General features: G+C 67.9%; 20 protein-coding genes. 17 read left to right on the top strand and 3 right to left on the bottom strand.

The window, feature by feature from the left end; genetic code table 11:
* Nucleotides 1–74 precede the first annotated feature (74 nt).
* A complete protein-coding gene (locus AC1RHV_RS26465; protein WP_054458953.1) occupies nucleotides 75–1091 on the bottom strand; it encodes an amino acid ABC transporter substrate-binding protein in 1017 nt (338 codons plus the stop codon).
* Nucleotides 1092–1382: 291 nt separating this feature from the next.
* Between AC1RHV_RS26465 and AC1RHV_RS26460 the strand changes: the two genes are divergently transcribed.
* The 6 genes from AC1RHV_RS26460 (at nucleotide 1383) to AC1RHV_RS26435 (ending at nucleotide 6675) form a co-directional block, all read left to right on the top strand.
* Nucleotides 1383–2141 carry a cell division ATP-binding protein FtsE gene (locus AC1RHV_RS26460; RefSeq protein ID WP_054458951.1) on the top strand — a complete coding sequence of 253 codons (759 nt, stop codon included), beginning with the start codon at nucleotides 1383–1385 and terminating at the stop codon, nucleotides 2139–2141.
* A complete protein-coding gene (locus tag AC1RHV_RS26455; RefSeq protein ID WP_175163493.1) occupies nucleotides 2138–3046 on the top strand; it encodes a cell division protein FtsX in 909 nt (302 codons plus the stop codon). Before AC1RHV_RS26460 ends, AC1RHV_RS26455 begins: the two co-directional genes overlap by 4 nt.
* 287 nt (nucleotides 3047–3333) lie before the next feature.
* Entirely contained in the window at nucleotides 3334–4080 is a 747-nt protein-coding gene (cheD, locus tag AC1RHV_RS26450) for a chemoreceptor glutamine deamidase CheD (protein WP_054458947.1), read from the top strand.
* Between the two features lie 26 nt (nucleotides 4081–4106).
* Nucleotides 4107–4658: an RNA 2',3'-cyclic phosphodiesterase gene (gene thpR, locus AC1RHV_RS26445; RefSeq protein WP_225590533.1), complete on the top strand. Its 552-nt coding sequence runs from the start codon at nucleotides 4107–4109 to the stop codon at nucleotides 4656–4658.
* A gap of 47 nt (nucleotides 4659–4705) precedes the next feature.
* A complete protein-coding gene (locus AC1RHV_RS26440; RefSeq protein WP_054458946.1) occupies nucleotides 4706–5266 on the top strand; it encodes a 5'-3'-deoxyribonucleotidase in 561 nt (186 codons plus the stop codon).
* Nucleotides 5267–5337: 71 nt separating this feature from the next.
* Nucleotides 5338–6675 carry an NAD(P)H-dependent oxidoreductase gene (locus AC1RHV_RS26435; protein WP_054458944.1) on the top strand — a complete coding sequence of 446 codons (1338 nt, stop codon included), beginning with the start codon at nucleotides 5338–5340 and terminating at the stop codon, nucleotides 6673–6675.
* Nucleotides 6676–6708: 33 nt separating this feature from the next.
* Here AC1RHV_RS26435 and AC1RHV_RS26430 read toward each other — a convergent pair whose 3' ends face one another.
* Both AC1RHV_RS26430 and AC1RHV_RS26425 read right to left on the bottom strand, forming a co-directional pair.
* Complete coding sequence (locus AC1RHV_RS26430; RefSeq protein WP_054458942.1) at nucleotides 6709–7455, bottom strand: FadR/GntR family transcriptional regulator; 747 nt, start codon at nucleotides 7453–7455, stop codon at nucleotides 6709–6711.
* Nucleotides 7456–7562: 107 nt separating this feature from the next.
* Nucleotides 7563–8300, bottom strand: a complete 738-nt coding sequence (locus AC1RHV_RS26425) for an SDR family NAD(P)-dependent oxidoreductase (protein ID WP_013396517.1) — start codon at nucleotides 8298–8300, stop codon at nucleotides 7563–7565.
* Between the two features lie 240 nt (nucleotides 8301–8540).
* On the opposite strand from AC1RHV_RS26425, the gene AC1RHV_RS26420 reads away from it, so the two are divergent.
* The 11 genes from AC1RHV_RS26420 (at nucleotide 8541) to lpdA (ending at nucleotide 20676) form a co-directional block, all read left to right on the top strand.
* Entirely contained in the window at nucleotides 8541–9359 is an 819-nt protein-coding gene (locus tag AC1RHV_RS26420) for a shikimate dehydrogenase family protein (protein WP_119450286.1), read from the top strand.
* A 42-nt stretch (nucleotides 9360–9401) separates the two neighbouring features.
* Nucleotides 9402–10637 carry a branched-chain amino acid ABC transporter substrate-binding protein gene (locus tag AC1RHV_RS26415; RefSeq protein ID WP_054458939.1) on the top strand — a complete coding sequence of 412 codons (1236 nt, stop codon included), beginning with the start codon at nucleotides 9402–9404 and terminating at the stop codon, nucleotides 10635–10637.
* 167 nt (nucleotides 10638–10804) lie between these two features.
* On the top strand, nucleotides 10805–11746 hold the full coding sequence (locus AC1RHV_RS26410; protein ID WP_054458937.1) for a branched-chain amino acid ABC transporter permease: 942 nt from the start codon (nucleotides 10805–10807) through the stop codon (nucleotides 11744–11746).
* Nucleotides 11743–13011: a branched-chain amino acid ABC transporter permease gene (locus tag AC1RHV_RS26405; protein WP_492302265.1), complete on the top strand. Its 1269-nt coding sequence runs from the start codon at nucleotides 11743–11745 to the stop codon at nucleotides 13009–13011. The genes AC1RHV_RS26410 and AC1RHV_RS26405 overlap by 4 nt, the downstream gene beginning before the upstream one ends.
* A complete protein-coding gene (locus tag AC1RHV_RS26400) occupies nucleotides 13008–13760 on the top strand; it encodes an ABC transporter ATP-binding protein (protein WP_054458933.1) in 753 nt (250 codons plus the stop codon). Before AC1RHV_RS26405 ends, AC1RHV_RS26400 begins: the two co-directional genes overlap by 4 nt.
* Nucleotides 13757–14476 carry an ABC transporter ATP-binding protein gene (locus AC1RHV_RS26395; protein WP_054458931.1) on the top strand — a complete coding sequence of 240 codons (720 nt, stop codon included), beginning with the start codon at nucleotides 13757–13759 and terminating at the stop codon, nucleotides 14474–14476. Before AC1RHV_RS26400 ends, AC1RHV_RS26395 begins: the two co-directional genes overlap by 4 nt.
* A 34-nt stretch (nucleotides 14477–14510) precedes the next feature.
* Nucleotides 14511–15299: an SDR family NAD(P)-dependent oxidoreductase gene (locus AC1RHV_RS26390; protein WP_054458930.1), complete on the top strand. Its 789-nt coding sequence runs from the start codon at nucleotides 14511–14513 to the stop codon at nucleotides 15297–15299.
* 38 nt (nucleotides 15300–15337) lie between these two features.
* A complete protein-coding gene (locus AC1RHV_RS26385; protein ID WP_492302264.1) occupies nucleotides 15338–17521 on the top strand; it encodes an alpha-ketoacid dehydrogenase subunit alpha/beta in 2184 nt (727 codons plus the stop codon).
* Complete coding sequence (locus tag AC1RHV_RS26380; protein ID WP_492302263.1) at nucleotides 17518–18009, top strand: VOC family protein; 492 nt, start codon at nucleotides 17518–17520, stop codon at nucleotides 18007–18009. Before AC1RHV_RS26385 ends, AC1RHV_RS26380 begins: the two co-directional genes overlap by 4 nt.
* 10 nt (nucleotides 18010–18019) lie before the next feature.
* Nucleotides 18020–19270 carry a pyruvate dehydrogenase complex dihydrolipoamide acetyltransferase gene (locus AC1RHV_RS26375; RefSeq protein ID WP_492302262.1) on the top strand — a complete coding sequence of 417 codons (1251 nt, stop codon included), beginning with the start codon at nucleotides 18020–18022 and terminating at the stop codon, nucleotides 19268–19270.
* Between the two features lie 8 nt (nucleotides 19271–19278).
* Nucleotides 19279–20676, top strand: coding sequence for a dihydrolipoyl dehydrogenase (gene lpdA, locus AC1RHV_RS26370; protein ID WP_492302261.1), 1398 nt, complete (start codon nucleotides 19279–19281; stop codon nucleotides 20674–20676).
* Nucleotides 20677–20697 lie beyond the last annotated feature (21 nt).

Here is a 20697-nt window from a genome sequence, read left to right as displayed (position 1 = left end):
CACTCCTGCCACCCGCCCGAGGGCGGGAGAGGAAAAACGGAGCGCCGGGCTCCGTTTTTCCAGGCAGCCGTGTGTTAGCGCACCGGCCAGCCGTACATCAAGCCACCATTCTTGTAGGAAGCGTTCAAGCCGCGCTCCAGCTTCATCGCGCTGCTCTTGCCCAGCGTGCTTTCGAAGCTTTCGCCGTAGTTGCCCACGTTCTTGATGATGTTGTAGGCCCACTTGTCATCCACGCCCAGGTTCTTGCCCATGCCCGGGGTCACGCCCAGGATGCGCTGGATGTTGGGGTTGGGGCTCTTGGCCATTTCCGCGACGTTGGCCTTGGTGATGCCGTATTCCTCGGCTTCGAGCATGGCGTTGAGCGACCAGCGCACGATGTTGAACCATTGCTCGTCGCCCTGGCGGACCATGGGGCCCAGCGGCTCCTTGGAGAAGTCTTCCGGCAGGATCACGTACTTGTCCGGGTTCTCGAGCGTGGTGCGGGTGGAAGCCAGTTGCGACTTGTCGGTGGTGAAGGCGTCGCAGCGGCCGGCCGAGAAGGCGCGGATGATTTCGTCGTACTTGTCGATCACGACCGGCTTGAATTCGATCTTCTGGCCGCGGAACCAGTCAGCCAGGTTCAGTTCGGTGGTGGTGCCGGGCTGCACGCAGATGGTGGCGCCGTTGAGTTCCTTGGCGCTCTTGACGTTCAGGTCCTTGGAGACCATGACGCCCTGGCTGTCGTAGTAGTTCACGCCCACGCCGATCAGGCCCAGCGTGGTGTCGCGCGTCAGCGTGACGGTGGTGTTGCGGGTGAGGACGTCGACTTCGCCGGACTGCAGCGCGGTGAAGCGTTGCTGCGTGTTCAGCGGGGTGAACTTGACCTTGGTGGCGTCGCCGAACATGGTCGAGGCGATGGCGCGGCACAGGTCCACGTCGATGCCCTTGTATTCGCCCTTGCTGTCAGCGATGGAGAACCCCGGGATGCCCGTCGAAACCCCGCACTGGACAAACCCTTTTTTCTTGACGTTATCGAAGGTTGCGCCCGCATTGGCAGCCGCGGATGCAGCGAACAAAGCGGCGCCGATCGCAGCGAGTTTCAGTACTTTCATCGTGTTCTCCGTGTGGGATAAAGCGAAGTCGCAACGCGGGCCGGGTTGGGCCGACGTATGGGGCGGATGGTAGCGTCCGCGCCGCTCGCGGCGCATCCGGGAATTCCCTTGAAATATAGGGACACTGGGTGAAATGAAACGCTGTTTCCTGTCGAAAATGGGGGCACTGTTTGAGCCAGGACAAACGCGCCCGGACGCCTTGCGCGCAAATATTTGTCCGCGCATCGTCCAGGCGGTTTAGGCCACCTTAGTGTCCCCGAGTTACTATTGCGGCTTCATCTGACAGCCGCCATGATCGAATTCCAGCACGTATTCAAATCATATGGTCGCGGCCGCAATATCCTGGCCGACATCAACTTCCGCGTGAGCGCGGGAGAGTTCGTTTTCGTATCCGGGCCGTCCGGCGCGGGCAAGTCCACCTTGCTCAAGCTGATCGGCGGACTGGAGCCCGCCAGCCGGGGGTCGATCCAGGTCAACGGCCAGCGGCTGGACAAGCTGCCCGCCCGCGCCCGGCCGTACCTGCGCCGCGCCGTGGGCGTGATCCTGCAGGACACGCACCTGCTGTTCGATCGCAGCGCGTTCGAAAATGTCATGCTGCCGCTGGCGGTCACGGGCCACGCCTGGGACTCGGCCGCGGCGCGCGCCCGCGCCGCCCTGGACAAGGTGGGGCTGTCCGGCAAGGAAGACCTGAATCCGATCGAACTGTCCGGCGGCGAACAGCAGCGCCTGGCGATCGCGCGGGCCATCGTGAACCGGCCCGCCATCCTGATCGCCGACGAACCCACCGCCAACCTCGACCACGACAACGCGCAGCGCATCATGAATGTGTTCCGCGACTTCAACCGCGTCGGCGTGACCACGCTGATCGCCTCGCACGACCAGGACCTCATGGCGCGCTACGCCACCCGCACCTTGCGCATCGACCCGGGCAAGTTCGCCGACTCCCAGGGTTCCGCAACGCCGCAGCCTGAGGCCGGCGCGGGACAATCCGGTATCGGGCAGCAGCCGGGCGCCGCGTCCGGCCGCGCCTACCCGGGAGAGTCCGCATGAACGCCTGGCTGCGGCAACACCGCTACGCACTGCTGGTCACCCTGCGCCGGCTGGTCAAGCAACCGTTCTCCTCCCTGGCCAACCTGCTGGTCATGGCCCTGGCGCTGGCCCTGCCACTGTTGGGCAGTGCCATCCTCGTCTCGGTCCAGCCGGTGGCGCGCCAGATGTCGGTCACCCCCGAAGTCACCGTCTTCATGCGCGTGGACGCCCCCTCGGGCGCCGCCGCGGACGTGGCCAAACGGATCCAGGACGAATTCAAGGACGACGTCCGCGCCGTGCGCGTGGTGGGCCGCGAGGACGCCTTGGCGGATCTGCGCGCCAACCCGGCCTGGCAGCAGGCGCTGGCCGTGCTGCCGGGCAACCCGCTGCCGGACGCAGTGGTGGTGACGCTGGCCGATGGCGACAACCTCGCCGGCCGGGCAGACAAGCTGGCCGCCTCCTGGAAACAATGGAACCACGTAGACCTGGTGCAGCTGGACAGCGCCTGGGTGCAGCGCCTGGAGGCGATCCTGCGCTTTGCCCGCATCGGCCTGGCCTTCCTGGCCGCCTGCGTGGCGGTGGTGGTGCTGGCGACGGTCTTCAATACCGTGCGCATGCAGGCGCTGTCGCAACGCGAGGAAATCGGCGTGGCGCGGCTGGTGGGCGCCACCGAATCCTTCGTGCGCCGCCCCTTCCTCTACCTGGGCGCGCTATCGGGCGCGGTGGCCTCGCTTCTGGCCATCGGCGTGGCGGCGGTCGCGCTGTCGCCACTGAACGACGCCCTGGTGGGGCTGGCCCGCAGCTACGGGGCCGAATTCGCCCTGCACCTTCCGGGCCCGTCCGTGCTGATCGGCGCGGTGGTGGCTTCGGCCGCCCTGGGCGCCCTGTCGGCCCGCTGGTCGGTCACCCGCAGCACGCGCTTCTGACGCGCAGCGCCTAAAGCTCCGTATAAAGCCCCTTCTTCCCCGTGATCCGGGGAACGACTTCCGCCCGCCTGTGTAGGATGCTTGCATGCCTGCCTGCGGGCGTCTTCGGCTTTGGGCCGGGCTGCAAAAACAGGACACATTACTGCGCCCGTTACATAGCAATTCACCCGCTGGAAGCTTGAGTATGCAAGAATAAAGCGACATTTTCTTACATACTTTGATACATTTCTGTTCTCGAGCTGCCACCTTCGTGTCCCAATCGTTGTACTTGCCCTTAATCGAGTCCCATGGCCGCCCGTCTTGAAGCCCGTGCGACGCGCCACTATTTCGACAGCGCGTTCCAGTGTCAGGCGGTGAAAGTACTGCCCAACGAGTACTACGTCACCAACGAAGACCTGATGATCTCGACCGTCCTGGGGTCTTGCGTCGCCGCCTGTATCCACGACCCGATCACGGGCGTGGGCGGCATGAACCATTTCATGTTGCCTGAGGGCGACATGCAGTCGCCCGCCTCGGCCACCATGCGCTATGGCGCCTTCGCCATGGAAGTGCTGATCAACGAACTGCTGAAGGCCGGCGCGGCGCGCGACCGGCTTGAAGCCAAGGTATTCGGCGGCGGCGCCGTGCTGTCCGCCATGCAGCAGATGAACATCGGCGAACGCAACGGCCAGTTCGTGCTGAACTATCTCAGAACCGAAGGCATCCCCGTCAAGGCGCAAGACCTGGGCGACGTGCACGCGCGCCGCATCAACTACTTCCCGCGCGACGGCCGGGTGATGGTCCGCAAGATGGCGCCGCATCATCAGCGCGCCGAGGAAATCATCGCCAAGCGCGAACAGGCGGCCGCCCAGAGCGTGCAGGCCAAGACCGAAACCCCGCAGCGCGTCGAGCGCTTCACCCGTCCCGGCGTGGAGCGTTTCGACCGCCCGGCCCGTCCCGGCGTGGAACGCTTCGACCGTCCAGCCCGCCCAGGCGTGGAACGTTTCGACACCGCCCTGACCCGCCGGCGCCGCACCGAAACCACAAGCGACTGAAGGGCCGCGCACGCGCATTGCGCCGCATGCGCCCCTACAATCAGCGCATGTCCACCGTCCGCCTGTTCTACGCCTTGTGGCCCGCCCCCTCGCTGGCCGCCCAGCTCGCGACCTGGGCAGAGCAGGCTCGGCCCAGCTGCGGCGGGCGCGCCATGCGCACGGAAACCCTGCACCTGACCCTGGCCTTCCTTGGGCCGGTGGACGCGGCGCTCGCCGATGAGCTGGCCGCGGCGACACCTGAACGCCGCCTCGCCCCCGAGGACATCATGCTGGACCGCTACGGCGTCTTCGGCCGCCAGCGCATCCTGTGGGCCGGTCCCGGCGACACGCCCGAAGGCCTGCAGGCCGCCCACGATGATCTGTGGCTATGGCTGTCGGGTTTTGGCCTGGCCGCGCCGCCGCAGCCCTTCCGCCCGCACGTCACCCTGCTGCGCAACATCGAGCACTCCAGTCCGCCAGCCGAAGCGCCCGCCCCCCTGCCCTGGCGCTACGACCGCATGGTGCTGGTCGCCTCCGAATCGCAATCGGGCGGCAGCCGCTACCGCATCGTGGCGCAGTCCCGGCCGCAAGACTCCTGACGTTCCGCTCTGGCACAATCAGCCGGTTGCCATCACCCGGGACCGCCATGATCATCCTGCTGGACCAAGACGGCGTGCTCGCCGATTTCGAACACGCCTTCATCGACGCCTGGCGCGCGCGCCATCCGGACATCCCGCCGGTGGCGTTCGAGGACCGCAAGTCTTTCTACATCCGCCAGGATTACGCCCCCGAGCTGCGCGGCATGGCCGAGGCCATCTACACGGCGCCCGGCTTCATCCGCGACCTGCCGCCGGTGCCCGGCGCGCTGGACGCCATAAAGGAACTGCTGGCGCTGGGCATGGACGTGCGCATCTGCTCCTCGCCCCTGTCGCAGTTCGAGAACTGCGTGGCGGAGAAGTACCTGTGGGTGGAAAAACACCTGGGCCGCGAAGCGACCAACCGGCTGATCCTGACCAAGGACAAGACCCTGGTGCACGGCCACCTGCTGATCGACGACAAGCCCCTGATCGAAGGCGCGGTCAAGCCGCGCTGGAAGCACATCCTGTTCGACGCCCCCTACAACCGCGAGGTGTCGGACCGCCCCCGCATCAGCTGGCAGAACTGGCGCAACGTGCTGGCCGGAGAGCTGTATACGGCAGACGAGTGAGTCCTGTTCAGTAGCCGCGATTTGGGACTATTCTGTGTTGCAGTACCCCCCACCCCGGAGGAGCCCGCGCCATGAATCTGTACCGCCTGCTGAAGCAGCGAGAAGCCGATCACAAGCCCTTGCGTGTTGCCTTGCTGGGCGCCGGAAAGTTCGGCGCGATGTTCATGAGCCAAGCCCCGCGCACGCCGGGAATGAGGCTGGTCGCCGTGGCCGATCTGGCGCCCGACCGGGCCCGCGCGGCGCTCACCCGGGTGGGCTGGCCCGCCAGCGCGCTCAACGCCAGCAGCACCAATGATGCGCTGAAGAACGGCAAGGTCTACTTCAGCGACGATCCCCACGCCGTGATCGCCAGTCCCGATGTCGATATCGTCATCGACGCCACCGGCCAGGCCGCCGCCGGCATCAGCCACGTGCTGGCCTGCTGCGAATACGGCAAGCACATCATCATGGTCAACGTCGAGGCCGACGCGCTGGCCGGCCCCCTGCTGGCGCGGCGCGCGCGAGAGGCCGGCATCGTCTATTCGCTGGCCTACGGCGACCAGCCGGCCCTGATCTGCGAAATGGTGGACTGGGCCCGCGCCAGCGGCTTCGAGGTGATGGCCGCGGGCAAGGGCACCAAGTATCTGCCGGAATTCCATACCTCCACGCCGGACACCGTCTGGCCCTATTACGGCTTCACCGCCGAGATGGTAGCGGCGGGCGACTTCAACGCACAGATGTTCAACAGTTTCCTGGATGGCACCAAGAGCGCGATCGAAATGGCCGCGGTGTCCAACGCCACGGGCTTGCTGCCCTCGCCATCCGGCCTGCACTTCCCGCCCTGCGGCGTGGACGATCTGGCGCGCGTACTGCGGCCGCGCGAAAGCGGCGGCATCCTGCACCATCGCGGCCAGGTCGAGGTGATTTCCTCGCTGGAGCGCGACGGCCGCCCGGTGTTCCGCGACCTGCGCTGGGGCGTGTACGTGACCCTGGCCGCCGACAGCGACTACGTGCGCCGCTGCTTCAAGGAATACGGCCTGGTCACGGACCCCAGCGGCAACTACACCGCCATGTACAAGCCCTATCACCTGATCGGCCTGGAGCTGGGCATCAGCGTGGCCAGCGTGGGCTTGCGCCGCGAACCCACCGGCGCGCCCGCGGGCTGGCATGGCGACGTCGTCGCCACCGCCAAGCGCGACCTGCCGGCCGGCCAGATCCTGGACGGCGAAGGCGGCTACACGGTGTACGGCCGGCTGATGCCGGCGCGCGATTCGGTGGACGAGGGCTATCTGCCGCTGGGCCTGTCGCACCAGGTCAAGTTGAAGAACCCGGTGCGCCAATCGCAGGCGATCCGCTGGGCCGACGTGGAGTACGACGAAAGGTCCACGGCCGTGCAGTTCCGCCGCGAAATGGAACAGACCTTCGCCTAGGACTCACCCGCGCGGCAGGCAGTCCCCGGCGCCCTAGACCGGCGCCGGCCGCTCCGCCTGGAACAGCCGCAAGCGGTCCGCGGCGTTGCGCAGGTGCTGGTCGGCGGCGCGTCCGGCGGCGTCCGGATCGCCTGCGTCGATGGCCGCGAAGATCGCCTGATGCTCGCTCTGCACCGCGGCCATGCGTTCGGTGTACATGCGCGCCGTATTGTTGCGCGCGCTGCGGATGACCCGGCGCACGTTGGCTTCCAGGTAATCGTTCAGGGCTACCAGGTGCGGATTATGGGTCGCCTGCACGATGGCATGGTGGAACTGGTAGTCCTCTTCGTCGCCCAGCTTGTCGTTGAGCAGCGCGTATTCCATGCCCACCAGCGCCTGGCGCATCTTCTTCAGATCCGCGTCGGTGCGGCGCTGCGCAGCGTAGCGCGCGGCGGTGACTTCGATGGACAGCATCAGCTCCAGGATATGTTCCAGTTCCTGGTTGTCGCCCGGCGTGGGCGCGGCGATGCGGAACGCGTTCTTCTGGAAGTTCGGATCGACGAACACTCCGCTGCCTTGCTGCGACGTGATCAGGCCTTCGGACTTCAGGCGCGCCAGCGCTTCGCGCACGACGGCGCGGCTGACGGAATAGGTTTCCGTCAGCTGCTTTTCCGTGGGCAGGCGATCGCCGGGTGCGAGCGTCCCCTGGCGGATCTGCTCCGCCAACGCGTCGCCCAGCGCCGCCGAAAGCGAACTCTTGGGCGCGGCGCGCGGCGGATCCTGTTCTTGGTTGGGCTGCATGGTCGAATGGTGGAAACTTGCGGGCGGCGCGCAGACGCGCCGCCTCTTGTTTATGGGAATGCCTGGCGGACCGGACGCGGCATGGGCAGGCGCGCCATCCTGGGACTTTACGCGATATAGATGCCGCCGTTGACCTGCATGACCTCGCCGGTGACGAAACCGGCCAGCGGCGAGCACAGGAACGCGATGGAGCCGGCGATTTCCTCCGCCGTGCCGTAGCGGCGCAGCGGCGTGCTTTCCAGCAGCTGCGCGCCCTTCTGTCCGATCAAGTCCTGCGTCATGGAAGTGGCGATGATGCCCGGCGCGACCGCGTTCACGCGGATCTGCGGCGCCAGCTCCAGCGCCAGGCTGCGCGTGAAGCTCTGCACCGCGCCCTTGGAAGCCGAATAGGCCGCATGCGCATAGCTGCCGCGCTGGGCCGCCAGCGAGGTCAGCAACACGATGGAGCCGTCGTGGCGCAAATGGCGCTGGGCGGCGCGGCATACATAGAAGGTGCCGTCCAGGTTCACGCGCATCAGCGTGCGCCAGGCCTCGTCGCTGGTGTCCTTGACCAGTTGCTCCGGATAGATGCCGGCGCAATGCACCAGGTGGTCCAGCCCGCCGAAATGCTTGGCCGCCGCCTCGAACACGCGTTCGCAGTCGGCCGACGCCGACACGTCCAGCGCCCGCGTGTAGACGCGCTGCCCGCTGGGGTCCAGCTCGGCCGCCACCTCTTCCAGGCGCGCGTTATCGATGTCGGTCAGCACCAGCCGCGCACCATGCGCCGCCATCAGCCGCGCCGTCGCCAGGCCGATGCCATTGCCCGCGCCGGTGATGGCGGCAACCTTTCCTTCGAACGAAATCATTCTGTCTCCTGTAGCACGCTCGTACGCGGGCTGAGCGCCTTTCCGGCGGTCCCTGGAATTCCGATTGGACTCCCGAAACCGCCGCTTGACACGGGAAAAACGCTTGCCCTATGATTTATCGGACAACTTAATAAAGTTGCCTGACAACTTATTCCGAAAGCGTAAAGCAACTGGCGCTTTCAGGCAAGAGAGTCGGGAACGACACGGCGGCAAGCCGCTACCCAGGCAGGGGACAAACAGGTGGAAATCACCGGCAGCACTACCGTTTTCGCGATCGCGGCGGACCCGATCGCGCACGTCAAGACGCCCCAGCGGCTCAACGCCCTGTTGCGCGAGCGCGGCGTGGACGCGGTCATGGTCCCGTTCCATGTGGCCCCCGACGCCCTGCCCGGCCTGTTCGCCGGCATCCGCGGGCTGGCCAATCTGGGCGGCATCGTGGTGACGGTGCCCCACAAGGAAAATGCCGCCGCCCTGTGCGACGCGCTGACGCCCTCGGCCCAGCTAAGCGGCGCGGTCAACGCGGTGCGCCTGCGCGACGGCGTGCTCACCGGCGGCAACTTCGACGGACTGGGTTTCGTCGCCGGCTTGCGCAGCCAGGGCCATGATCCGGCCGGCCGCCACGTCTACCTGGCCGGCCTGGGCGGCGCGGGCAAGGCCATCGCCTGTGCCGTGGCCGACGCCGGCCCCGCCAGCCTGCGCCTGTACAACCGCAGCGCCGACAAGGCGCTCTCCTTCGCCGCTCATCTGAGCCGCCAATATCCCGGCCTGGCCATCAGCGTGGCCAGCGCCGCGCCCCAGGCTTGCGACATCGCCATCAACGCGACCTCGCTGGGCCTGAACGACACCGATCCCCTGCCCTTCCAGCTGGACGCGCTTGCCGCCGGCACCGTCGTAGCCGACGCCGTCATGAGCCGCGTCGACACGCCCCTGCTGCGCGCCGCCGCCGCGCGCGGCTGCCGCACGCATCCGGGCCTGTACATGCTGGAAGGGCAGATTGCCGAAATTGCCCGCTTCCTGGGCATAGAAGAGCCGCGCAAGCCCGCCCGCGCGCTTGCCTGATCAACAGATTCACCACACTCCCGTCCCACGGAGGAGACACGCATGAAATTGGCTTTCACCACTGGCCTGCTGTGCCTGGCCGGCATCGCCGCATCGGCCCAGGCCGCGCCCGTCAAGATCGGCCTGATCGAGACGCTGTCCGGCCCGCAGGCCTCGACCGGCCTGATGTTCCGCGCCGCGGTCAAGTATGAGCTGGACCGCATCAACGCCGCCGGCGGCTGGAACGGCCAGCCGCTGGAACTGGTCGAGTTCGACAACCAGGGCGGCCCGGTGGGCGCGTCCGACCGCTTCCGCGCAGCCGCGGCCGAAGGCGTGCAGATCCTGGTGCAAGGGTCCTCGTCGGCCATTTCCGGCCAGCTGACCGAAGACGTGCGCAAGCACAACCTGCGCAACCCGGGCAAGGAAGTCGTGTTCCTGAACGTGGGCGGCGAGGCGCTGGAACTGACCGGCCAGAAGTGCCACTTCTACCACTTCCGCTTCACCACCAACGCCGACCTGCGCGTGAAGGCGCTGGCCTCGGTCATGTCGGCCGACGGCACGCTGGGCAAGCGCGTGTACGCCATCAACCAGAACTACTCCTGGGGCCAGGACATGGAAGGCGCCACCGAGCGCTTTGCCAAGCAGTATGGCTATGAAGTGGTCGGCAAGACGCTGCACGAAGTCAACAAGATCCAGGACTTCGCCCCCTACGTGGCGCGCATCCGCTCGGCCACGCCCGACACCGTGATCACGGGCAACTGGTCCAACGACCTGCTGCTCTTGATGAAGGCCACGCAGGCCGCCGGCCTGAAGGTCCGTTTCGCCACCGTGTTCCTGGACCAGGTGGGCAACCTGGCCAACGCCGGCGAAGTCGCGCTGGGCCACTACATCGCCCATCCGTACAACATCGAGGCCGCGGGCGAGGAAGGCGCCAAGTTCGCCGAGGACTACAAGGCCAAGACGGGCCACTACCCCAGCTATACCGAGCCGCAGACCGTGATCGGCATCCGCTTCCTGGGCGAAGCGCTCAAGCAGGTGAAGCCGCAGGACGGCAAGCTGTCCGTGCCGCAACTGGCCGGCGCGCTGGAGAAGGTCACCTACACCTCGTCGCTGGGCACCTACACGATGCGCGCGGAAGACCACCAGGTGCAGTTGCCGATGGTGGTGTCCAAGGTCGGCAAGAACGCCAAGTACAAGGCCGACGGCACCGACATGGGCTTCGAGCCGGTCAAGGTGCTGGCCGCGGCCGACGTGTCGGCGCCGCCGCAAGCCACTTGCAAGATGCAGCGGCCGAACTGATGGGTTGCAAGCGCGTCCGTCGCCAGCTTGCGCATGGCGCCACGGACGCGCTTGCCCATCCATTCGTCGCAGATCAATAAGCGCACCCCCGGCGCGGGCCGGAAAAACCCTGGTGCGCATCGCTCGCAAGACGTCCGTCGTCTTAGCGCAAGAATCCTGGAGCGGACATGGAATACTTTACCGTCTCGCTGTTGAACGGCGTGATTTACGGCCTGCTGCTATTCATGGTGTCGGCAGGCCTGACACTGATTTTTGGAATGATGGGCGTGCTCAACTTCGCGCACGCCTCGTTCTACATGATAGGCGCGTATGCCGCCTACACCCTGACGCCCGTCACCGGCTTCTGGACCGCGCTGGTCCTGGCCACCATCATCGCCGGCCTGCTGGGCATGGGCGTGGAGCGCTACTTCCTGCGCCGCGTCCACAAGTTCGGCCATGCGCAGGAACTGCTGGTGACCTTCGGCCTGGCCTTCATCGTGGCGGAGCTGATCAAGCTGTTCTACGGCGACTTTCCGGTCGACTACCGCGTGCCGCAGTTCCTCAACTTCGCGGCCTTCCGCGTGTTCGACGCGGACTACCCCTTCTACCGCCTGCTGATGGGCGGCGTGTCGCTGGCGATGTTCGCCGTGATCTATCTGCTGCTGTCGCGCACCCGCGTCGGCATCGTGGTGCGCTCGGCCATCTACCGCCCGCGCATGGCCGAAGCGCTGGGCCATAACGTGCCGCTGGTGTTCATGAGCGTGTTCGGCGTGGGCGCGGCCATGGCCGGCCTGGCCGGCGCGGTCGCGGGCGCTTTCTACACCACCAATCCGAACATGGCGCTGGAACTGGGCGTGCTGGTGTTCGTGGTGGTCGTGGTGGGCGGCCTGGGCTCGCTCGAAGGCGCGATGATCGCCTCGCTGCTGATCGGTCTGATCAGCTCGTTCTCGGTCGGCATCGACGCCAGCCTGGCGACCCTGTTCGGCCTGTTCGGCGCCGGGGAATGGGCCGAAAGCGTGGGCGGCCTGATGACCGTGAAGATTTCCAGCCTGGCGGCCACCCTGCCCTTCCTGCTGATGCTGGTGGTGCTGCTGGTCAAGCCTTCGGGCCTGAAGGGAGAACAGGCATGAGCCAGACCCGCCGTACTTCCGTCCTCCTGCTCCTCGTCCTGTGCGTGGCCGCGCTCTGCGCGCTGCCCTGGCTGCTGCCCCCGGGCCAGCTGGTGGCGGCCGTGCAGATGCTGATCGCCGCGCTGTTCGCCTGCGCCTTCAACCTGCTGGCCGGCCAGGGCGGCATGCTGTCCTTCGGCCACGCCGCCTACTTCGGCGTGGGCACCTTCGCCACCATCCATGCCATGAACGCGCTGGGCGGCGCGGGCCTCTTGCCCACGCCCCTGATGCCGCTGGCAGGCGGCGTGGCCGGCCTGCTGTTCGGCCTGGTCGCGGGCTGGTTCGCCACCATGCGCGCCGGCGTCTATTTCGCCATGATCACGCTGGCGCTGGCCGAGCTGCTGCATGCGCTGGCGCCGCACCTCAAGAGCGTGTTCGGCGGCGAGGCGGGCGTGTCCGCCATGCGCATGCCGGCCTGGGGCTTCACCTTCGGTTCCGACATCGAGGTCTATTTCCTGGTGCTGGCCTGGGTGCTGGTGTCGCTGGCCGCGCTTTACGGCCTGACCCGCACGCCGCTGGGCCGGCTGACGCTGGGCCTGCGCGAAAACGCCAACCGCCTGCGCTACCTGGGCTATCGGCCGCACACGCTCAAGACCCTGGTGTTCGCGCTGTCCGCCATGTTCGCCGGCATTGCCGGCGGCCTGCAGGCGCTGAACATCGAAGCCGGCAACTACGTGCTGTTCGACGTCAAGCTGTCCACCGACGCGGTGCTGTTCGCCTACATCGGCGGCGTCAACGCCTTCCTCGGTCCGGTGCTGGGCGCGTCCATCCTGACCTTCCTGTCGCAGACGCTGGCCGACATCACGCGCTCCTGGCTGCTGTACCAAGGCATCCTGTTCGTGCTGGTGATGCTGTTCGTGCCGGACGGCCTGGTCGGCCTGGTGCAGGGCGCCGCCCGTTCGCTGCGCGAGCGCGGCCTGGGCAACTGGCTGCCGCGCGCCGCGGTCTCGGTGGCAGGCGGCCTGCTGCTGACCTGCGCCACGGTCTTCACGGTGGAGCTGCTGCAACGCATGTTCGCCCGCGACTACCGGTCGCTGCTGGCCATGAATCCCGAGGCCGGCTGGCCCGACATTCCGCTGTTCGGCCACGACTGGGCGCCGCTGGCGCTGTCGACCTGGCTGATTCCGTTGGTGTTGTTCCTGGCAGGCCTCGCTGCCTGCCGCTGGGCGCTGGCCCTGTGGCGCGACGACGAACAAGCCGCTCCCGCGCTGGAGGCTGCACAATGAGCCACGAAATCCTGACCCTGACCGACGTGCGCAAGTCCTTTGGCGACGCGCAGATCATCCGCGGCGTGAACCTGAAGGTCGAGGCCGGCGAACGCCATGCCGTCATCGGCCCGAACGGCGCCGGCAAGTCCACGTTGTTCCACCTGATGTCGGGCTCGTTCGCGCCAACCTCGGGCGACATCAGCCTGCGTGCGCGCTCCATCGGCGGCCTGCCGCCGGAGCGCATCAACCGCCTGGGGCTGGCGCGCTCGTTCCAGATCACCAATGTGTTCCCGCGTCTGTCCGTGCGCGAAAACCTGCGACTGGCGGTGCTGCGCATGCACGGCCTGGTCTACAACTTCTGGCGTCCCATCGCCCGCAACCGCGCCGTCAACGAAGACGTCGACCGCCTGCTGGAGAAAGTGCGCCTGGCCGCCAAGCAGGACACCGCCGCCGGCGACCTGAACTACTCGGAACAGCGTTCGCTGGAAATCGGCATGACGCTGGCCTCGCGCCCCAAGGTCATCCTGCTGGACGAGCCCATGGCGGGCATGTCCCAGCACGAGGTGGACTACACGGTCGAACTGATCAAGGACGTGACCCGCGACTGCACGCTGCTGATCGTGGAGCACGACATGCAGGTGGTGTTCTCGCTGGCCGACCGCATCAGCGTGCTGGTCTACGGCGAGATCCTCGCCACCGGCACGCCGGCCGACATCCGCGGCGACGCCCGCGTGCGCGAAGCCTACCTGGGAGAGGAAACGGTATGACGACGCAATCCCCCTTGCTGAGCCTGCAAGGCGTGCATGCCCACTACGGCAAGAGCCACATCCTGCACGGCATCGACCTGACCGTGGGCCGCGGCGAGGTCGTGAGCCTGCTGGGCCGCAACGGCGCCGGCCGCTCCACCACCATGAAAAGCATCATGGGCCTGGTGGACGTGACCGGCGGCAGCATCGCCATCGAAGGCCGCGACATCACCAACAAACGTCCCTTCGAGATCGCCCGCGCCGGCCTGGGCTTCGTACCGGAAGAGCGCGAGGTGTTCGCCAACCTGACCGTGGACGAAAACCTGCGCATGGGCGAACAGCCCAAGCGCGACGACGCGCCCTACTGGTCGACCGAGCAAATGTTCGACTACTTCCCCCGCCTGAAGGAACGCCGCGGCACCAAGGCCGGCAACCTGTCGGGCGGTGAACAGCAGATGCTGACCATGTGCCGTTCACTGTTGGGCAACCCCAAGGTCATGCTGATCGACGAACCCACCGAAGGGCTGGCGCCGAAGATCGTGGAAGTGATCGCCGACGTGATCCGCGACATCCACAAGCGCGGCGTGTCCGTGGTGCTGGTGGAGCAGAAGCTGACCATCGCGCTGAAGGTCTCCACCCGCGTCAGCGTGATGGGCCATGGCCGCATCGTTTTCGAAGGACCGCCCGCGCAGCTGCATGAGCGCCAGGACGTGGTCCAGGAATGGCTGGCGGTCTGAGCGCCGGCATATACATCGCTAAGAGGCAAACATCTTGGACCAAACTCCGGAAGTCATCCATCCCGACCTGCGCGGCCAGAGCGTCGTCATCACCGGCGGCGCCAAGGGCATCGGCCTGGCCACGGCGCAGGCCTTCGTGCGCCAGGGCGCGCGCGTGGCGCTGCTGGACATGGACGCCACGGCGCTGGACGAAGCCGTCGCCGGCCTGACTGCCCTGGGCGGCGAGGCGCTGGCCGTGCAAGCGTCGGTCACGGACGCCGACGCGGTCGAGCAGGCTTTCGCACAGGTCGAAAAGGCCTGGAGCCGCATCGACGTGCTGGTCAACAACGCCGGCGTCTCCGCCAACAAGCCCACGCTGGAAGTCACCGTGGACGAGTGGCGCCGCGCCGTGGACATCAATCTGACCGGCGTGTTCCTGTGCGCCCAGGCCGCCGGCCGCCGCATGGTGCCCGCTGGCGCCGGCAGCATCATCAACCTGGCCTCCATGTACGGCGTGGTGGCGGCGCCCGACCGCGCCGCCTATTGCGCCACCAAGGGCGCGGTGGTGCTGCTGACCGAGACCCTGGCCGTGGAATGGGGCCCCATGGGCGTGCGCGTGAACGCGCTGGCGCCGGGCTACGTGGAAACGGACCTGGTGCGCGACCTGGCCGCGCGCGGCCGGCTCGACCCCGAACGCCTCAAGCAGCGCACGCCGCTGCGCCGCCTGGCGCAACCCGCCGAAATGGCGGACCTGGCGGTGTTCCTGGCCTCGCGCCAGGCCGCCTATGTCAACGGACACACCCTGGTGGCCGACGGCGGCTGGAGCCGCTACAGCTACCTCTAATCGCAAGAACGCATACACACATCTCTGGAGATTCACTCATGGCCACCCACCAACCGCTTGAGTCCCAAGCGCCCTGGCGGCAACTGACGGTAGACGCCAAGGACTGGCAACAGGCGGACCCGGCCCTGCTGGGCACCATGCTGACCCAGCTGCACTGGATCCGCGCCTTTGAAGAAGCCGTGCTCGACCTGGCCGCCGAAGGCCTGGTGCACGGCCCCGCGCACTCGTCCGTGGGCCAGGAAGGCGGCGCGGTCGGTTCCGTGCTGGCGCTGGGCGCCGGCGACCAGATCAACGGTTCGCACCGCGGCCACCACCAGTTCCTGGCCAAGGCGCTGCAGCACGTCGCCCCGCTGGGCCTGGACCCGCTCGATCCGCTCACGCCCGCCATCGATGAAGTCCTGCAGAAGACGCTGGCCGAGATCATGGGCCTGGCCCAGGGTTACTGCCGCGGCCGTGGCGGCAGCATGCACCTGCGCTGGCTCGAAGCCGGCGCGCTGGGCACCAACGCCATCGTCGGCGGCGGCGTGCCGCTGGCCGCCGGCGCGGGCTGGGCGCACAAGCATGCCGGCACCGACCGCGTCGCCGTGACCTACTTCGGCGACGGCGCGGTCAACATCGGCTCGGTGCTGGAAACCATGAACCTGACCGCGGCCTGGAAGACGCCGCTGTGCTTCTTCATCGAGAACAACCGCTACGCGGTGTCCACCACGGTCGAAGAGTCCACCGCCGAACCGCGCCTGTCGGCGCGCGGCCTGGCCTTCAACATCCCGTCGTGGAAGGTGGACGGCATGGACCCGCTGGCGGTCCACCTGGCCATGTCCGAAGCCGTGGCGCACATGCGCGCGGGCAACGGCCCCACCATCGTCGAAGTGGACGTGTACCGTTTCTTCCACCAGAACGGCCCGTTCCCTGGCAGCGCCTTCGGCTACCGCAGCAAGGACGAGGAAGCGCAATGGCGCCGCCGCGATCCGCTGGACAAGATCGCCACGGAAATGATCACCCGCAAGCTGATCACGCAAGCCGAAGTGGACGCCCTGCGTCAGCGCTGCAAGGACGTCATGAAGGACGTTTCCGGCCGCCTGACCGAAGCCGCCGACGGCGGCAAGCGCCGCGTGCGCGCCGACCTCTGGCCCAGCCCCGATTTCCGCGACGTGGGCCTGCGCAGCGACGGCTCGGAACTGGCCGGCCTGCGCTACCAGGAAGCCGCCGACTACGCAGGCCAGTCCGCCGAGCGCAAGTTCGTGGACGCGGTGGCCGACGTGCTGGACCGCCGCATGGAAACCGACCCCGGCGTGGTGGTGCTGGGCGAAGACGTGCACCGCCTGAAGGGCGGCACCAACGGCGCCACGCGCGGCCTGAAGGACAAGTATCCCGACCGCGTACTGGGCACCCCGATCTCCGAGAACGCCTTCGCCGGCCTGGGCGGCGGCCTGGCCATGGACGGCCGCTACCGCCCTATCGTGGAATTCATGTACCCCGACTTCATGTGGGTCGCGGCCGACCAGATCTTCAACCAGATCGGCAAGGCCCGCCACATGTTCGGCGGCGACATCGACGTGCCCTTCGTGCTGCGCACCAAGGTCGCCATGGGCACGGGCTACGGCTCGCAGCACTCGATGGATCCGGCCGGCATCTTCGCCACCGCGCCCGGGTGGCGCGTGGTCGCGCCGTCCACGCCTTACGAGTACGTCGGCCTGATGAACACCGCGCTGGCCTCCAAGGACCCTGTGCTGGTGATCGAGCACGTGGACCTGTACGCCTCCTCGGGCGAGGTGCCCGCGGACGACCTGGACTATGCGATCCCGTTTGGCAAGGCTCGCGTGCGCCGCGAGGGCGGCAAGGTCACCATCCTGACCTATCTGTCCATGGTCAGCCGCGCGCTCAAGGCGGCGGAAGCCGCCGGCGTGGACGCCGAGGTCATCGACCTGCGCACGCTGGACCGCGCCAGCCTGGACTGGGACACCATCGGCGCCAGCATCATGAAGACCAACAACGTGCTGATCGTGGAGCAAGGCGCGCGCGGCACCTCCTACGGCGCCATGTTGGCCGACGAGATCCAGCGCCGCTACTTCGACTGGCTGGACCAGCCAGTCAAGCGCGTGACCGGCGGCGAAGCCTCGCCCAGCATCTCCAAGGTGCTGGAGCGCGCCGCCTTCGCGGACACCGAGGAAGTCATGGCCGGCCTGGCCGACGTGCTGGCCGACCTGGGAGAACAGGCATGAGCGCATCCCTGCACATGACCGTGCCGATGGAAGTCGGCATCTGCTGCGCCGACCTGGACGCGCTGCTGGCCTTCTATACCGGGGTCCTGGGCCTGAAGCTCGTCAACCGCGTGAGCGTGCCGGCAGACAAGGCCCAGGCCACCGGCCTCACGCGCCATGGCTACGACGTGGCGCGCCTGCAGACCAGCTATGGCGAACGCATCAAGCTGCTGCAACCCGCCGCCGCGCCGGAGGCCGCCGCGCGCGGCGCGGCCATCCTGGACCGCCAGGGCGCAACCTACCTGACCTTCATCGTGCGCGACCTGTCCGGCGCGGTGCGCGAACTGGAAGCCCGGGGCGTGGTTTTCGACAGCAAGCCCGCGCCGATGGAAGTGCGCCCCGGCACCTGGCTGGCGTTCTTCCGCGACCCGGAAGGCAATGTGCTGGAACTGGTCGAATACGACGATCCCGCCACCTACCGGCCAGACCTGGCCGGCGCCGCTGAATAGGACGAACATCGTGGCACACCTTATCAAGCTCCCCTCCGTTGCGGCCGACACCTCGGGCGGCACGCTGCACCAGTGGCTCAAGAAAGAAGGCGACACCGTCGCCGTGGGCGACGCACTGGCCGAAATCGAAACCGAGAAGGCCATTGTCGAGATCAATGCCGAGCAGGCCGGCGTGCTGGGCCGTATCGTGGTCCAGGCCGGCGCCGCCTCCGTGCCGGTGAACACCGTGATCGGCGTGCTGCTGGCGCAGGGCGAGGACGCTTCGGCCATCGACCGCGCGCTGGCAGAGGCCGGCGCCGCCGCGCAGCCCGCGGCCGCGCCAACCGCCGAACCCGCGCCTGCGGCCGCCGCCCCTGCCACTGCGGCCGCGCCGCAGGCAGCCGCTGCCGCCAGCAACGCCCCGATCCCCGGCGGCCGCTTGTTCGCCAGTCCGCTGGCGCGCCGCCTGGCCGCGCAATGGCATGTGGATCTGCTGGGCGTGACCGGCACCGGCCCGCACGGCCGCATCGTGCGCCGCGACGTGGAAGCGGCGCGAGACCGCGCCCCGGCCGCGGCAGCCGTGCCGCTGGCCGGCCGCCCGGCCGCACGCCGCGTGCCGCATACCGGCATGCGCCGCGCCATCGCCCGCCGTCTCACCGAAAGCAAGCAGAACGTGCCGCACTTCTACCTGACGGTGGACTGCCGGATGGACGCGCTGTTGGCGCTGCGCGCCCAGGCCAACCAGGGCGGCGCGGTGAAGCTGTCGGTCAATGACTTCATCGTGCGCGCCGCTGCGCTGGCCCTGCGCGAAGTGCCGGAGGTCAATGCCAGCTGGCACGAGGACGCCGTCGAATACCATGCCGGCGCCGATATCTCGGTGGCAGTGGCCACCGACGGCGGCCTGGTCACGCCCATCGTGCGCGATGCCGACGTGAAATCCTTGTCTGCCATTGCCGGCGAAATCGTCGAGCTGGCCGGCCGCGCCAAGATCAACCGGCTCAAGCCCGAGGAATTCACCGGCGGCTCGCTGACCGTCAGCAACCTGGGCATGTACGGCATCAGCCAGTTCGCCGCCATCATCAATCCGCCGCAGGCCGCCATCCTGGCGGTGGGCGCGGCCGAGAAGCGTCCGGTGGTGGACAGCGACGGCCAGTTGGCCGCCGCCACCGTCATGACCGTGACCCTGTCCGCGGACCACCGCGTGGTGGACGGCGCGGTGGGCGCGCGCTGGCTGGCCGCCTTCCGCACGCTGATCGAAAACCCCGTGCGCATCCTGCTGTGAGCCCCGCCATGACCAAGACTACGTTTGATCTCGTCGTGGTGGGCGGCGGCCCCGGCGGCTATGTCGCCGCCATCCGCGCCGCCCAGCTGGGCATGTCGGTCGCGCTGGTGGAGCGCGCCGAACTCGGCGGCATCTGCCTGAACTGGGGTTGCATCCCCACCAAGGCGCTGCTGCACAGCGCCACCGTGCTGCGCGCCTGCCGCGAGGCGGCGCACTATGGCGTGGCGGGCGCGGGCGAAGCGCGTCCGGACCTGGCCGCCATGGTGGCGCGTTCACGCAAGGTGGCGGGCCGCCTGGGCCAGGGCGTGGCGCACCTGATGAAGAAGAACGGCGTGACCGTGTTCGCCGCCAGCGCCAAGCTGGCGGGCGGCGGCCGGCTGGCGTTGGACAATGGCAGCACGCTGTCGGCCAAGCACATCATCCTGGCCACGGGCGCGCGCGCCCGGGAGTTGCCGGCGCTGCCCCTGGGCGAACGCGTCTGGGCCTACCGCCAGGCGCTGGTCCCGGCCGAGATTCCGAAGTCGCTGCTGGTGGTGGGCGCGGGCGCCATCGGCGCGGAGTTCGCCAGCTTCTACCGCGCCGTGGGCGCGGAGGTCACGCTGATCGACATGACCGCGGAAATCCTGCCGCAGGAAGACGCCGAGATCTCGGCGCTGGCCCGCAAGGCTTTCGAGAAGCAGGGCATCCACGTGCTGACGCAATGCGCCGTGACCTCATCGTCGCTGACCGCGACCGGCGTGAAGGTGACGCTGGACCGGCAAGGCCAGCGCAGCGAGCTGGAAGTGGATCGTGTCATCGTCGCCGCCGGCATCGTCGGCAACGTCGAGAACCTGGGCCTGGAGCAGACCCGCGTCAAGGTGGAGAGGACCCATATCGTCACCGACGGCCTGTGCCGCACGGCCGAGCCCGGCGTCTATGCCATCGGCGACGTGGCCGGCGCGCCGTGGCTCGCCCACAAGGCCAGCCATGAAGCCGTGCTGTGCGTGGAGGCCATCGCCGGCAAGCCCGCGCATCCCATCGATCCGCTGCGCATCCCGGCCTGCACCTACTCGTATCCGCAGGTCGCCAGCATCGGCATGAGCGAAGCCCGCGCCCGCGAACACGCCGCCAAGACCGGCGGCGACATCCGCGTGGGCAAGTTCACCTTCGCCGGCAACGGCAAGGCGATCGCCATGGGCGAGGACCAGGGGCTGGTAAAGACGGTGTTCGACGCCAAGAGCGGCGAGCTGCTGGGTGCGCACATCATCCACCCGGAAGCGTCCGAGCTGATTACCGGCTACGGCGTGGCGACCTCGCTGGAAGCCACGGAGGAAGACCTGATGCACACCGTGTTCGCGCACCCGACCTTGTCGGAAACGCTGCACGAATCGGTGCTGTCGGCCTTTGGCCGCGCCTTGCACGCCTAGGCGTCATGCCAAACGCGGCGC

The sequence above is a fragment of the Achromobacter sp. GW823-FHT04E03 genome, from assembly GCF_058796095.1.
The sequence above is the reverse complement of the archived record's forward strand: the minus strand, read 5'-3'. Positions and strand labels throughout refer to the sequence as shown.

Bases quoted from the DNA above. Each gene is read 5' to 3' on its own strand.
- AC1RHV_RS26455 (WP_175163493.1), top strand. From the start codon at position 2,138: ATGAACGCCTGGCTGCGGCAACACCGCTACGCACTGCTGGTCACCCTG.
- AC1RHV_RS26465 (WP_054458953.1), bottom strand. From the start codon at position 1,091: ATGAAAGTACTGAAACTCGCTGCGATCGGCGCCGCTTTGTTCGCTGCA.
- AC1RHV_RS26425 (WP_013396517.1), bottom strand. From the start codon at position 8,300: ATGATTTCGTTCGAAGGAAAGGTTGCCGCCATCACCGGCGCGGGCAAT.
- cheD (WP_054458947.1), top strand. From the start codon at position 3,334: ATGGCCGCCCGTCTTGAAGCCCGTGCGACGCGCCACTATTTCGACAGC.
- AC1RHV_RS26460 (WP_054458951.1), top strand. From the start codon at position 1,383: ATGATCGAATTCCAGCACGTATTCAAATCATATGGTCGCGGCCGCAAT.
- AC1RHV_RS26395 (WP_054458931.1), top strand. From the start codon at position 13,757: ATGACGACGCAATCCCCCTTGCTGAGCCTGCAAGGCGTGCATGCCCAC.
- AC1RHV_RS26385 (WP_492302264.1), top strand. From the start codon at position 15,338: ATGGCCACCCACCAACCGCTTGAGTCCCAAGCGCCCTGGCGGCAACTG.
- AC1RHV_RS26380 (WP_492302263.1), top strand. From the start codon at position 17,518: ATGAGCGCATCCCTGCACATGACCGTGCCGATGGAAGTCGGCATCTGC.
- AC1RHV_RS26430 (WP_054458942.1), bottom strand. From the start codon at position 7,455: ATGCAGCCCAACCAAGAACAGGATCCGCCGCGCGCCGCGCCCAAGAGT.
- AC1RHV_RS26435 (WP_054458944.1), top strand. From the start codon at position 5,338: ATGAATCTGTACCGCCTGCTGAAGCAGCGAGAAGCCGATCACAAGCCC.
- AC1RHV_RS26400 (WP_054458933.1), top strand. From the start codon at position 13,008: ATGAGCCACGAAATCCTGACCCTGACCGACGTGCGCAAGTCCTTTGGC.
- AC1RHV_RS26410 (WP_054458937.1), top strand. From the start codon at position 10,805: ATGGAATACTTTACCGTCTCGCTGTTGAACGGCGTGATTTACGGCCTG.
- AC1RHV_RS26405 (WP_492302265.1), top strand. From the start codon at position 11,743: ATGAGCCAGACCCGCCGTACTTCCGTCCTCCTGCTCCTCGTCCTGTGC.
- AC1RHV_RS26415 (WP_054458939.1), top strand. From the start codon at position 9,402: ATGAAATTGGCTTTCACCACTGGCCTGCTGTGCCTGGCCGGCATCGCC.
- thpR (WP_225590533.1), top strand. From the start codon at position 4,107: ATGCGCCCCTACAATCAGCGCATGTCCACCGTCCGCCTGTTCTACGCC.
- lpdA (WP_492302261.1), top strand. From the start codon at position 19,279: ATGACCAAGACTACGTTTGATCTCGTCGTGGTGGGCGGCGGCCCCGGC.
- AC1RHV_RS26440 (WP_054458946.1), top strand. From the start codon at position 4,706: ATGATCATCCTGCTGGACCAAGACGGCGTGCTCGCCGATTTCGAACAC.